The following is a 12,379-nucleotide window of genomic DNA, read 5'->3' as shown; positions in this document are numbered from 1 at the left end:
GCGCGCATGACTGGGGTGAAAGGGGGCAGAGGCCGGGCGGGGACCGGCGGGGCGATTCTGTCTTGGACGCCGCCATGACCCGCCTGCGCATCCGCATCGACTTCGACACCGGCGGCTCGGTCGGGCCGGGCAAGATCATGCTGCTGGAGCGGATCCGGGAAACCGGCTCCATCTCCGCCGCGGCGCGGACCCTGGACATGTCCTACCGCCGCGCATGGCTGCTGGTCGACGACCTCAACCGCATCTTCGCCGAGCCGGTGGTCTCCGCCGCGGTGGGCGGCAAGCACGGCGGCGGGACCGCGCTGACCGCCTTCGGCGAACGGGTGATCGAGCATTACCGCGCGGTGGAGCGCGACGCCTTCGCCGCCACCACCCCCCGGCTGGAGGCGCTGGAGGGGATGCTCAACGCCGGATATGGCGCGGGAAGCGACCCGGCGGACGACGGCAGCTTTTCCAGCGATCCTGGGCTGAAGCCCGGCTGCAAGCCGGCCTGACAGTGTCTTCCAGACGGCGAGAGGGGTTGGGGCGGCGGGGGAGCCGTGGTATGGGAAGGCGGATTTTCCACCGCCCTTCCCCGCACCGTTCACGCCAAGGATTTCCGCCATGCGCCCGGTCAAGATCGCCCCGTCCATCCTCTCCGCCGATTTCGCCCGGCTGGGCGAGGAAGTGCGCGCCATCGACGCGGCGGGCGCCGACTACATCCACATCGACGTGATGGACGGCCATTTCGTCCCCAACATCACCATCGGCCCGGCGGTGGTGAAGGCGCTGCGCCCGCACACGGCGAAGCCCTTCGACGTGCACCTGATGATCTCCCCGGTGGACCCTTACATCGCCGCCTTCGCCGACGCCGGCGCCGACATCATCACCGTCCATCCGGAGGCCGGCGCGCACGTCCACCGCACCATCCAGCTAATCAAGTCGCTGGGCAAGAAGGCCGGCCTGTCGTTGAACCCGGCCACCCCGCTGGAGGCCGTCGACTATCTGCTGGAGGACCTCGACCTGGTTCTGGTCATGACGGTCAACCCCGGCTTCGGCGGGCAGAACTTCATCGCCAGCCAGCTTTCCAAGATTCATGAGCTGCGGCGCCGCATCGACGCGCTGGGCAAGCCCATCGACCTCCAGGTGGACGGCGGGATCAACGGCGAGACCGCCCGCATCGCCATCGAGGCGGGCGCCGACGTTCTGGTCGCCGGAACCGCCACCTTCACCGGCGGACCGGACCGCTACGCCGCCAACATCCGCGCCCTGCGGAGCTGATTCCACCCCTAACCCTTCTCCCTCCCGGCCATGCTCCAGGTGGGTTTATCCGCAAGGGGGTCCTCCTTCGGGCAGAACCAAACGCCGTTTTGGGCGTTATGGCTGCGTGGGATCGAGGACATCGATACTGGAGGGAGAGAGGTTATGGGTATTCTGTGGACGATCATCATCGGCTTCCTGGCCGGCATCGTCGCCAAGTTCCTGATGCCGGGCCGTGATCCGGGCGGCTTCATCATCACCACGCTGCTCGGCATCGCGGGTGCCTTCGTCGCCACCTATCTGGGCGAGGCCGTGGGCTGGTACCGGGCGGGCGAAGGGGCCGGCTTCATCGGCGCCATCGTCGGCGCCATCATCATCCTGGCCATCTACCGCATGATCGCCGGGCGCCGCACCACCGTCTGAGGCAGCGGCAAACCACACCGCACATGCAAAGGGCGGCCCGACGGGGCCGCCCTTTCGTTTTCAAGGCAAGCCGCGGTTTACGCCAGGGCCACCGGGCTCGGCATGAAGACCGCGCGGGAGATCGCGGCCTGGATCGCCTCGTTGGTGAAAGGCTTGCGGACGATCTGGCCGAGGTGGCGAGCGTCCGCCTCCTCCAGGTCACCGTCGAAGGCCGTGACAAAGATGGTCCGCATGGCGCGCTTCTGGCGCAGCCGGCGGGCGACCTCCACCCCGCTGCCGCCGTCGGCCAGCCGGACGTCCAGCAGGGCCAGCGTCGGCTTCTCGGCCTCCAGCAGTTCCAGGGCCTCCTGCTCGTTGTTGGCGGTGCCGCAGACGACGTGGCCCATATCGGTGACCAGCGAGCCGATCTCCATCGCCAGGATCGGGTTGTCCTCCACCACCAGGACCCGCTGGGTCAGGGCGTTGCGCACCTTGTCGCGGGCGACGGTCAGCCGCTCCTGGGCTTCCGGCGCGGGAAGCTGGAGCACCTGGGCGGCTTCGGGGACCGTCAGCCCCTCCAGCGTGATCAGCAGATACATGCGCCGCTCGCCCTCCGGCAGAGAGGCCAGAGCCCGTTCGATGGGGTGCGGCGACGGCGACGGCAACCCGTCCCCGTCCTCGTCGAACAGCAGATTCAGCAGGGCGTAGAGCGGCACCCGCGCCCCGGCTTCCAACCCGAAGCGGGACGGGGCCATCACGGCGACCTCGACGCAGCGCGTCACGAGATCGTCACCGCGTTCGGTCGCTCCGGTCAGCGCGCGTGCGTAGCGGCGCAGGTAGGGGAGATGATCGTAAAGCTGGCGTGCGTAGACTCGCATGACCCGTTCTTCCGCGCCGGTGGGTGGGTCCGTCCGGCCTTCGGCACCGAGGGGCGCTGGCCGGTCGGCTTAATTAATAACTTGTTAACACTCTGAAACACTATCACGCCCCCCAAGGAGGGCGAACCGAAAAAAAGGCCGAGTCCCCCTTCCCCCGTTGGCAGAGGCCAGATGGCCGAACCGCATCGCTGGGCCTACCGCGCCTGCTCACGCTGCTGGCGCGATCGCCACTGCCAGGGCTTCTCCACCTGACCGGCCCACAAGCCCAGCCGGCGGCTCTGCGCGAAGGCCTCGCTGGAAGTGTAGGCCGGCGACAGGCTGCGGTAGGCGAAGGCCCAGCCGCGCGCCACCATGGCCGCCCCCAGATCGACGCCGAGCACCCGGCATTCGCCCAATTGCTGGCCGTTGCGGTCGCGTTCGGCGATGGTGCAGGTCACCTCCTGGTCCTTGATCAGGCCCGCCAGCACCGCCGTGGCGATGCGGAAGCAGTCCAGCTCATGCCCGTAACGGTTCCGGCATTTCTGCCCGACATCGGGCGCGTCGACTCCCATCAGGCGAACCGGCGTGCCCTTGATGGACAGCGTGTCGCCCTCCATCGCGACACCCTGCCCTTTTAGCGTTTCATTGGGGGTGTTGGCGACCTTGCCTTTGGTCGTCCCTCCCTGGGCATACACCGTTTCGGTTGAGCACAAGACGAGAATCGCTACCAAAGGAGCGAACCATTCAGAACAGGGTCGGCGCGTCATCGGGTGGTGCATCGTCGAAGGGAGCCGCGCACGCCTCGTCGTCGTTGCGCACGTTGTTGACGCGCGGTCCCACCGGGTGGGTTTCCAGCAACGCGTCGGGCGCCGGCTTCAGAAGCCCTTCCAGCACCGGCAGCGGGGCGGCGGGGTCCAGCCACAGGTCCCAGTTCGTCTCGTCGAGGATCACCGGCATGCGATCGTGCAGCGGCTTCAGCACCGCGTTCGCCGTGGTGGTGACGATGGTCAGCGTCTCCAGCGGCTCCGCGAGGGCCGGGCCGCCCTTCGGGCCGTTCCAGCGCTCCCACAGGCCGGCGAAGGCGAAGGGCGCGCGGTCGCGGCGGCGGATGGCATAGCCCTGCTTGCGCTTGCCCTCGGCCTTCCACTCATAGAATCCGTCCACGGGAACCAGGCAGCGCCGCTTGCGGAAGGCCTCCCGGAAGGACGGCTTCTCGGCCAGCGTCTCTCCGCGCGCGTTGATCAGCCGCGCGCCGATGGACGGGTCGTCCGCCCAGAAGGGCACGAGGCCCCAGCGCAGGGTGACCAGATGGCGCCCATCCTCCTCCCGCCGCACGGCGGGCACCGGTTGGGTGGGAGCCACGTTCCAGCGGGGCTGGAGGTTCGGCAGTTCGGGGAAGCCGAACAGCCGCTGGACCTCCGCGGCCGGCGTGGCGAGTATCATGCGTCCGCACATGGCCTAAGAATAGGTGGCCCGGCGCCCCCACGCCACCGCCGGCTTATGCCCTACCGAGGGTTTTCGCCGGCCAAGGCTCCGCCTATCTTCTCCGGGTGTTTCTCCACGCGACAGGCCCGCGCAACAGGAAAGACCCCGCCCCATGATGAAGTTCGGCATCGGCCAGCCGGTCCCCCGCACCGAAGACGCGCGCCTGCTGACCGGCGGCGGGCGCTACACCGACGACGTGTCGCTTCCCGGCCAGACCCACGCGGTCTTCGTGCGCTCCCCCCACGCCCACGCCGACATCCGCGGCATCGACGCGGCGGAGGCGGCGGCGCAGCCGGGAGTGCTCGGCGTCTTCACCGTCGCCGACCTGGAGGCCGACGGCGTCCAGCCGATCCCCTGCGCCGCGGCGCTGACCCAGCGCGACGGTTCCCCCTACGTCGCCCCGCCCCGCCCGGCGTTGGCCAAGGGACGGGCGCGCCACGTCGGCGATCCGGTCGCCGTGGTGGTGGCAGAAACACTGGACGCCGCCCGCGACGCGGCGGAGCTGGTGATGGTCGATTACGACGACCGTCCCGCCGTCACCGGCACGGCGGAGGCTCTGGAGGCGGGCCGCCCGCAGGTGTGGGACGAGGCGCCGGGCAACCTCTGCTTCGACTGGGAACAGGGCGAGGAGGCGGCGGTGGAGTCGGCGATTGCCAAGGCCGCCCGCGTGGTGGAGCTGGAGATCGTCAACAACCGCGTCGTCGCCAACCCGATGGAGGGCCGCGCCTGCCTCGCCGCGGTGGAGCCGGAGACCGGCCGGCTGGTCATTTACGTCACCAGCCAAGGCGTGCACGGGCTGCGCAAGCAATTCGCCCAGCTGTTCGGCCTGCCGGAGGAGAAATTCCGCGTCGTCACCACCGACGTCGGCGGCGGCTTCGGCATGAAGCTGTTCAACTACCCGGAATACATGGTCTGCCTGTTCGCCGCGCGCCGCCTGAACCGGCCGGTGAAGTGGGCGGCGGAGCGGACCGAGGGCTTCCTCAGCGACGACCACGGGCGCGACCATGTCAGCCGCGCCCGGCTGGCGCTGGACGGCGACGGGCGCTTCCTCGGGCTGCGGGTGGACACGGTCGCCAATCTCGGCGCCTATCTGTCGAACTACGGCCCCTTCATTCCGACCGACGCCGGGTCGGCGATGCTCGTCGGCTCCTACACCACGCCGGCGGTCTATGTGCGGGTGAAGGGCGTCTTCACCAACACCCAGCCGGTCGACGCCTACCGCGGCGCCGGTCGTCCGGAGGCGGCCTATCTGCTGGAACGGCTGATCGACCACGCCGGGCGCGTCACCGGCCTCGGCCCGGCGGAGATCCGGCGGCGCAACTTCATCCCGCCCGGCGCCATGCCCTACGCCACCCCGATGGGCCAGACCTACGACACCGGCGAATTCGAGCAGAATCTGCGCGACGGGCTGGAGCTGTCCGACCACGCCGGCCTTCCCGCCCGCAAGGCGGCGGCGAAGGCGCGCGGAAAACTGCGCGGGGCGGGGATCGCCACCTACATCGAGGCCTGCGCGGGCGGCGGCGCGGAGCAGGCGACGGTGCAGGTCAACGGCGACGGGCGCATCGTCCTGATGATTGGCACCCAGACCAACGGCCAGGGCCACGAGACCGCCTACAAGCAGATCATCGCCGACCGGCTGGGCGTCCCGCCGGAGGATGTCGAGGTGATCCAGGGCGACACCGACCGCGTGTCCTGGGGGGCCGGCACCGGCGGTTCCCGCTCCGTCCCGGTGGGCGGGGCGGCGCTGGCCGAGGGTGCCGCGCGCGTGGTGACCAAGGCGACCGAGGTCGCCGCCGACCTGCTGGAGACCGCCGCGGTGGACGTCGAGTTCGTCGAGGGCCGTTTCAGCGTCGTCGGCACCGACCGCAGCGTCTCCTTCAAGGAGGTGGCCGCCAAAGCCGCCGCGCAAGGCCCCATCGCCTTCACCGAGGTGGCCCGCTGGACCCCGCCCGCCAACACCTTCCCCAACGGCTGCCATGTGGCGGAAGTCGAGGTCGATCCCGAAACCGGGGTGGTCGAGGTCGTCGGCTACACCGTCGTCGACGATTTCGGCACGGTGGTGAACCCGCTGCTGGTCATGGGTCAGGTCCATGGCGGCGTCGCCCAGGGCATCGGGCAGGCGCTTCAGGAACGGGTGGTGTTCGATCCGGACAGCGGCCAGCTGCTCAGCGGCTCCTTCATGGACTACCAGATGCCACGCGCGGTGGATGTGCCGGACATCCGCATCAAGCTGAATTGCGTGCCCAGCACCACCAACGCGCTGGGCATGAAGGGCGCCGGCGAGGCCGGGGCCATCGGGGCACCGCCCGCGGTCATCAACGCCCTGGTGGACGCGCTGTCGGAGTATGGAATCGACCACATCGACATGCCGGCGACCCCGCTGTCCGTATGGACCGCGATCCAGACGCATAGTAAAACCGCTGCGGAATGACGAAGAACGGAGTAACGACGTCATAGGCCCTATTTCCAGACCCGATGTCACACCTTGCGTCGAATAAATTTGAGACAATATACGTGCTATAATGAATTAACATAGAATCACCCCACGAAAGAAACGGGCATGACGGCGGAGCGGATCAAGGGCGGCGGGTGCGGCGGGCAGTGCAGCGAGGGATTGGGGTTCGACTTCACCATGGCCTTCCAGCCGATCGTCGATGTCGGCGGCGGCGGACGGCCGTGGGCGCACGAGGCGCTGGTGCGCGGCCTCGACGGCCAGGGGGCCGGTTGGGTGCTGGGCCAAGTGACCGAGGCCAACCGCTACGCCTTCGACCAAGCCTGTCGGGTCAAGGCCATCGAGCTGGCCGCCAGCCTCGGCATGGGCCAGCAACCTGACACCCGGCTGTCGATCAATTTCCTGCCCAACGCCGTCTATCAGCCCGAAGCCTGCATCCGCGCCACGCTCGCCGCCGCCAAGCGCACCGGCTTCCCGCCGGAGCGCATCATCTTCGAGGTGACGGAGAACGAGCGGGTCGTCGACGGCGCCCATCTGAAGTCGATCTTCACCGAATACAAGCGCCAGGGCTTCCACACCGCCATCGACGATTTCGGCTCGGGTTATTCCGGCCTGAACCTGCTCGCCGAGTTCCAGCCGGACATCATCAAGCTGGACATGGAGTTGACCCGCTCCATCGACACCGACCGCGCCCGCCGCAGCATCGTCAGCGCGATCCTCACCGTGTGCCGCGATCTCGGCATCACCCCGGTGGCCGAGGGCATCGAAACACCCGGCGAGGCGAAGGCGCTGCGCGACCTGGGGATCACGCTGATGCAGGGCTATCTGTTCGCCCGCCCGGCGGTGGAGACGCTGGTGGTGCCCACTATGGATTTCGCGCCAGCGGTGGCCTGAGAACGGTGACCTGTCACAGCATCCGCGGGCGACGCACCGCCCGCGGCCGGGGGGCGGCGTAACGCCCCCGCTGCTCGGTCGCGAGAGTCAGCGCCTCATGCGCGATCAGACGGCGGTAGTCGCCGTCCACCCGTAAGAACATGGCGAAGGCGAACTTGACCGCGTCGGGGCTCGGACTGATGGAGGCCTCGCGGAGCGCGTTGCGCAGCATGCGCAGTTCCAGCACGCCTTTGACGCAGATGCGCTCGACCGCCTGAGCCAGGATGTCGATCGAACACAGGGACGCCTCGTCGTCGAGTCGGTACTGCACCCGTCCCCCACAAGGAAGAACCGTCACGGACCGGCCGGGTTCTAGCTTGGGTTGGGCGGGAATGCCAGAGTTTCGGTGAAGCGGTGGTGGGGTGGGCAGGTGGTCGCGACGCCCGCCTCCCTAACCTCCCCCCGCTCTCGGCGGACCGGAGGTCCGCCTGCCGCGTCAGCGCAAACCTCCGGTTTGCGCGAGAGCTGACGCAGGGGGAGGAGATAAGCCCTCCCCTGCGAAGCAGGGGGAGGGTTGGGTGGGGGGCCCGTCGCGACCACTCCCCCTTCCCTCACCGCCCCGGCGGACGGATGCGCCAGATCGCCGCCGGGTTCTGCTGCGGGTCCAGCCAGACATGCTGGAACTTGCCGATCCAGGTGAAGCGCTGTCCGGTGAACAGGTCCTCCACCTGGACATGCGCACCGTCGTCCAGCCCCAGTTCCCACAGCGGAACCTCGATGGTGCCGCCATGGCCATTGTGCGGGTCGAGGTTCACCGCGATCAGGATGACGTTGTCCTTGCTCTCGGTCATCTTGCCGTAGAGCAGGATGTTGTCGTCGTAGGCGTTGTAGAATTTCAGGTTCGTGAACTTATGAAGCGCCGGGTTCTCCGCGCGGATCTTGTTCAGCCGCGTCACGTAGTCGACGATGTTGCCGGGCTTGTTCCAATCCCAGTGCCGGATCTCGTATTTTTCGGAGTGGTTGTACTCTTCCTTGCCCGGGTAGGGGTCGGCCTCGCAGACGAAATACGGGGCGTAGAGCCCGTAGACGCCCGACAAGGTGCTGGCCAGCACGGCGCGCATCATGTGCGCCGGTCGCCTGCCATGGACCAGGATCGGCGGCAGGATGTCCGGCGTGTTGGCGAAGAAGTTGGGCTGCATGTAGTCCTTGGATTCGCCCTGGGTCAGCTCCGTCAGATACTCGGTCAGTTCCGCCTTGGTGTTGCGCCACGTGAAGTAGCTGTAGGATTGGGTGAAGCCGATCTTCGCCAGCCGCCGCATCAGCTTGGGCCGGGTGAAGGCTTCGGCGAGGAACAGCGCGTCGGGGAAGCGGTCCTGCACCTCCCGGATCATCCATTCCCAGAAGGGGAAGGGCTTGGTGTGCGGGTTGTCGACGCGGAAGATGCGCACACCCTCGTCGCACCAGAACAGAACCACGTCGCGCAGCGCGTACCACAGGTCCGGGTAGGATTCGCGGTAGAAGCTGACGTTGACGATGTCCTGGTATTTCTTGGGCGGGTTCTCGGCGTAGCGGATCGTGCCGTCGGGGCGCCAGTAGAACCACTGCGGGTGCGACTTGATCCATGGATGGTCGGGGGAGCACTGGACGGCGAAGTCCAGCGCGATCTCGATCCCATGCCGCCGCGCCTCCTTGACCAGCCGGCGGAAACCCTCGAAGTCGCCGATCATCGGGTCGATGTCGGCGTGCCCGCCCTCCGAGGCACCGATGGCGTAGGGCACGCCGGGATCGTTCGGGCCGGGGTTCAGCGTGTTGTTGCGCCCCTTGCGGAAGCTGCGCCCGATCGGGTGGATCGGCGGGAAATAGAGAACGTCGAAGCCCATGCCGCGGATGAAGGGCAGCATGTTCGACACGTCGTCGAAGGTGCCGGGCCGTGACGGGTCCGGGGAGGCCGAGCGCGGGAAGATCTCGAACCACGCGGAGTAGCGGGCCGCGGTGCGGTCCACATAGACCTCCAGGTCGCAGCCGTAGCGGGACAGATACTGCCGCTCCCCATACTTCGCCATGGCCTGGCGCGGTTCGTCCGACAGGGCGTAGGCGGTCAACTCCGCGCCTTGCAGGGTGGTCATCCGTTCGACCACCCGCTCCAACGCGGCGCGGCCCTCGCCCCCGTCCTCGCCCCGGTTCAGCCCGACCGCGTGCTCGACGAAGCGGCGGCCCTCGATCAGTTCCAGCCCGACGTCGAGCCCCGCGTCGTTCTTCTTCTTGAAGTCGGCGCGCCAGCTCTCCCAGACGTCGCGCCACGCCAGGATGCTGTACTGGTAGCGCGTGTTGCGGGTCAGCGGCAGCTTGCCCATCCAGCGGTCGTTGTCGACGAAGGTCATGGGCACCTCGCGCCACTCCTCCTCGTCGACCGGGCGGTAGGTGACGGCGGCGCCGAGGACGAAGGTGCCGTCGGTGTAGATGTCCGCCCACACCTCCATCACGTCGCCGACCACCCGCTTGACCGGGAAGCGCCCGCCGTCCAGCTCGGGATAGACGTTCTCGATGGTGACGCGTCGCGCCGCCAGCTCGTCCATCCAGGCGCGGGTGGCGGAGTCATGCTCCGCCCCGCGTTCGCCCAGATGGTTCAGCTCGATGGGGCGGCTCTGCGCCGGACGGGCGCGGAAGACGCGCATCTCCAGCGGGCGCAGGCGCAGGTCGCGGCCCGGCTCGAAGGGCAGCGGCGCCACCTCCGGGGTCACGTCCTCGAAGTCGGCGAAGCCGCCGCCGCTGCTGGCCAGCAGCGGGCCGGGGTCGATGGCGTGGGGCTGGTTCTCATCGGGGTTGATGAGCAGGACGGAACAGCCCTCCCCGCTCCCGTTGGCCCAGCCGCTGGTCTCGCGGATCAGCCCGATCACCGGGTTGTGGGGTGAGGTGACGCGCCGCTGCGGCCCTTCGACGTTCAGCGCCGGGCTGTCCGCCTTCATGGCGTTGACCGCCCTGATGAAGCCGGTCAGGTCCAGCTTCGGCTGCTCCCAGTCGTCCGGCGTCGTGCTCACCACGTCGAGCTTGCGGGTGAAGCCGTATTCGTAGCCCACCGGCATCATCACGCCGGTCGAGAAGGAGGCGGCGAACAGGTAATGCATCTTCAACTGGGCGGCCAGCCGTTCGCTGTCCTGGCTGCCGACCTCCGCCGCCAGACGGTCGGTGTCGTGGCTCTCCGGAAAGGCGATGGACGGGGCGATCCAGCGGAACTCGTCATACTGGTCGAGCAGCCAGTCGGACTTGAAGTCCCACCATTTGGCGCTGTTGAACAGGAAGTCGAAGCCCGCCCCACACAGGTCGCGCACCTGCTCCACCGTGCAGCCCAGCGTCTCGGCGAAGAATTTCACCTCCGGATCGGCCTCGCGGGAGCGGTCGATCAGCGTCTTCCACACCTCCGCCGGGATCTGGTAGGCGGCGTCGCAGCGGAAGCCCTTCACGCCCAGCCCGATGAAATGACGCAGGTACCGCGTCCAATAGTCGGTCAGCCCCGCCCGCACATCGGCCCGCTCGTAGTCGAGCATGGCGAGGTCGCCCCAGATGGTCACCCGCGACGGGTCCACCGGGTCGACGGCCCGCGGGCTGTAGAGGTCGCCGTTGCCGTCGCGCCGGTACCAGTCCGGATGCTCGCCGACCAGGATCGCGTCCTTAGCGGTGTGGTTGATGACGAGGTCGAGCATGACCGACTGGCCGTGCCGCCCCGCCTCGGCGATGAAGCCGCGCAGCAGCTCGTCCGGATGCTCCGGCGCGCCGCCCTGGATGCGGTCGTGCAGCCGGTAATAGTCCTTCACGGCGTAGAGGCTGCCGGAGAAGCCGGGATAATGGATCGGGTTCAGGAACAGCCAGTCGAAGCCCATGCCCTGGATGCGGGGCAGGTGCCCGGCCCAGTCGCGCATCGGGCCGACGAGCGTGGGAAACAGGTTGTAGATGCGCGGTCCGGCGGTGGCCATCGGGGAATTCCTCCTGGTCGGCAGCGGCACGCCAGCCGGTCGCCGCTGGTTGACAAGCGTGGCGCCTCCCGTGGATCGTCCGACAGGCCGTTAACGGCCGAAGGACCATCACCGGAAGGACCATCGCGAGGTTGCAACGCGCGCCCTGCGGGGCGCACGCGCTCAACCCCTGCGAAGCGCGAAGGTTCCGAAACCTGACACTTGGGCCAGACATTTCGAAAGGTGCGTGCATGGGCAACGGAAACGGCAAGATCCGTCTCGACAAGCTCGATATGACGGCGGAAGGCATCGGCAGCAAGGACGACTACGAACGCCGCCTCGCCAAACTTCAGAAGGACCTGCTGCACATCCAGCAGACCTATTGGCACGAGAAGCGCCGCGCCATCCTGGTGTTCGAGGGCTGGGATGCCGCCGGCAAGGGCGGCTGCATCCGCCGCCTGACCGAACCGCTCGACCCCCGCGGCTTCCATGTCTGGCCGATCGGCGCCCCGGCGGCGGACGAGCAGGGCAAGCACTATCTCTACCGCTTCTGGACCAAGCTGCCCGCCCCCGGCACCTTCGCCATCTTCGACCGCTCCTGGTACGGCCGCGTGCTGGTGGAGCGGGTGGAGGGCTTCGCCGAGAAGGAGCAGTGGAAGCGCGCCTACGACGAGATCAACCAGTTCGAGAAGATGCTGACCGACGACGGGGTCCGCATCATCAAGATCTTCATGCACATCACGCCGGACGAGCAGCTCAACCGCTTCCGCGAGCGGCTGAGCAACCCCTACAAGCGCTGGAAGCTGACCGAGGAGGATCTGCGCAACCGCTCCCGCTGGGACGACTACAGCAAGGCCATCGAGGCGATGTTCGACAAGACCTCGACCGAGACGGCGCCCTGGCAGGCGGTTCCCGCCAACTCCAAATGGCACGCCCGCCTGAAGGTGATGGAGATCGTGACCGAGGCGCTGAGCCGTGGCGTCAACGTCGCCCCGCCGCCCATCGACCTGACCGTCGCCCGGATCGCTGCGGAGGTTCTGGGCGTCCACCTGACCTTCGACACGAACGCGAAGGACTGACCGCCCCTCCCCCGGCGCCCTGGCCTCGGTCACTTCGTCGCG

Annotated in this window: 11 protein-coding genes; 6 read left to right on the top strand and 5 right to left on the bottom strand. The window is 68.2% G+C overall.

Annotation, left to right across the window (positions count from 1 at the left end; genetic code table 11):
* Nucleotides 1–74: 74 nt before the first annotated feature.
* From FHW79_RS20665 to FHW79_RS20655, 3 genes are all read left to right on the top strand, one after another.
* Complete coding sequence (locus FHW79_RS20665) at nucleotides 75–494, top strand: winged helix-turn-helix domain-containing protein (protein WP_183180682.1); 420 nt, start codon at nucleotides 75–77, stop codon at nucleotides 492–494.
* A gap of 109 nt (nucleotides 495–603) precedes the next feature.
* Nucleotides 604–1,260: a ribulose-phosphate 3-epimerase gene (gene rpe, locus FHW79_RS20660; RefSeq protein WP_183180681.1), complete on the top strand. Its 657-nt coding sequence runs from the start codon at nucleotides 604–606 to the stop codon at nucleotides 1,258–1,260.
* Nucleotides 1,261–1,404: 144 nt separating this feature from the next.
* Nucleotides 1,405–1,662: a GlsB/YeaQ/YmgE family stress response membrane protein gene (locus tag FHW79_RS20655; RefSeq protein ID WP_014240033.1), complete on the top strand. Its 258-nt coding sequence runs from the start codon at nucleotides 1,405–1,407 to the stop codon at nucleotides 1,660–1,662.
* 77 nt (nucleotides 1,663–1,739) lie between these two features.
* Here the strand turns inward: FHW79_RS20655 and FHW79_RS20650 are convergent, their stop codons facing one another.
* From FHW79_RS20650 to FHW79_RS20640, 3 genes are all read right to left on the bottom strand, one after another.
* Nucleotides 1,740–2,519, bottom strand: a complete 780-nt coding sequence (locus FHW79_RS20650; protein WP_183180680.1) for a response regulator — start codon at nucleotides 2,517–2,519, stop codon at nucleotides 1,740–1,742.
* A 194-nt stretch (nucleotides 2,520–2,713) separates the two neighbouring features.
* Entirely contained in the window at nucleotides 2,714–3,115 is a 402-nt protein-coding gene (locus tag FHW79_RS20645; RefSeq protein WP_183180679.1) for a thermonuclease family protein, read from the bottom strand.
* A gap of 127 nt (nucleotides 3,116–3,242) precedes the next feature.
* Complete coding sequence (locus FHW79_RS20640) at nucleotides 3,243–3,941, bottom strand: SOS response-associated peptidase (protein WP_183180678.1); 699 nt, start codon at nucleotides 3,939–3,941, stop codon at nucleotides 3,243–3,245.
* 154 nt (nucleotides 3,942–4,095) lie between these two features.
* On the opposite strand from FHW79_RS20640, the gene FHW79_RS20635 reads away from it, so the two are divergent.
* Entirely contained in the window at nucleotides 4,096–6,414 is a 2,319-nt protein-coding gene (locus FHW79_RS20635) for a xanthine dehydrogenase family protein molybdopterin-binding subunit (RefSeq protein ID WP_183180677.1), read from the top strand.
* A gap of 129 nt (nucleotides 6,415–6,543) precedes the next feature.
* Nucleotides 6,544–7,329, top strand: a complete 786-nt coding sequence (locus tag FHW79_RS20630; RefSeq protein WP_183180676.1) for an EAL domain-containing protein — start codon at nucleotides 6,544–6,546, stop codon at nucleotides 7,327–7,329.
* A 13-nt stretch (nucleotides 7,330–7,342) separates the two neighbouring features.
* On the opposite strand, the gene FHW79_RS20625 is transcribed toward FHW79_RS20630, so the two are convergent.
* Nucleotides 7,343–7,639, bottom strand: coding sequence for a hypothetical protein (locus tag FHW79_RS20625; protein WP_183180675.1), 297 nt, complete (start codon nucleotides 7,637–7,639; stop codon nucleotides 7,343–7,345).
* A 280-nt stretch (nucleotides 7,640–7,919) separates the two neighbouring features.
* Nucleotides 7,920–11,279, bottom strand: a complete 3,360-nt coding sequence (locus tag FHW79_RS20620; RefSeq protein ID WP_183180674.1) for a maltotransferase domain-containing protein — start codon at nucleotides 11,277–11,279, stop codon at nucleotides 7,920–7,922.
* 230 nt (nucleotides 11,280–11,509) lie between these two features.
* On the opposite strand from FHW79_RS20620, the gene FHW79_RS20615 reads away from it, so the two are divergent.
* Nucleotides 11,510–12,337, top strand: a complete 828-nt coding sequence (locus tag FHW79_RS20615) for a PPK2 family polyphosphate kinase (protein WP_183180673.1) — start codon at nucleotides 11,510–11,512, stop codon at nucleotides 12,335–12,337.
* The last annotated feature ends 42 nt before the right edge of the window (nucleotides 12,338–12,379 follow it).

Origin of the sequence: Azospirillum sp. OGB3, assembly GCF_014192915.1 — a bacterium.
Taxonomy (GTDB): domain Bacteria; phylum Pseudomonadota; class Alphaproteobacteria; order Azospirillales; family Azospirillaceae; genus Azospirillum.
This window is presented reverse-complemented; position numbering and strand designations above follow the sequence as displayed.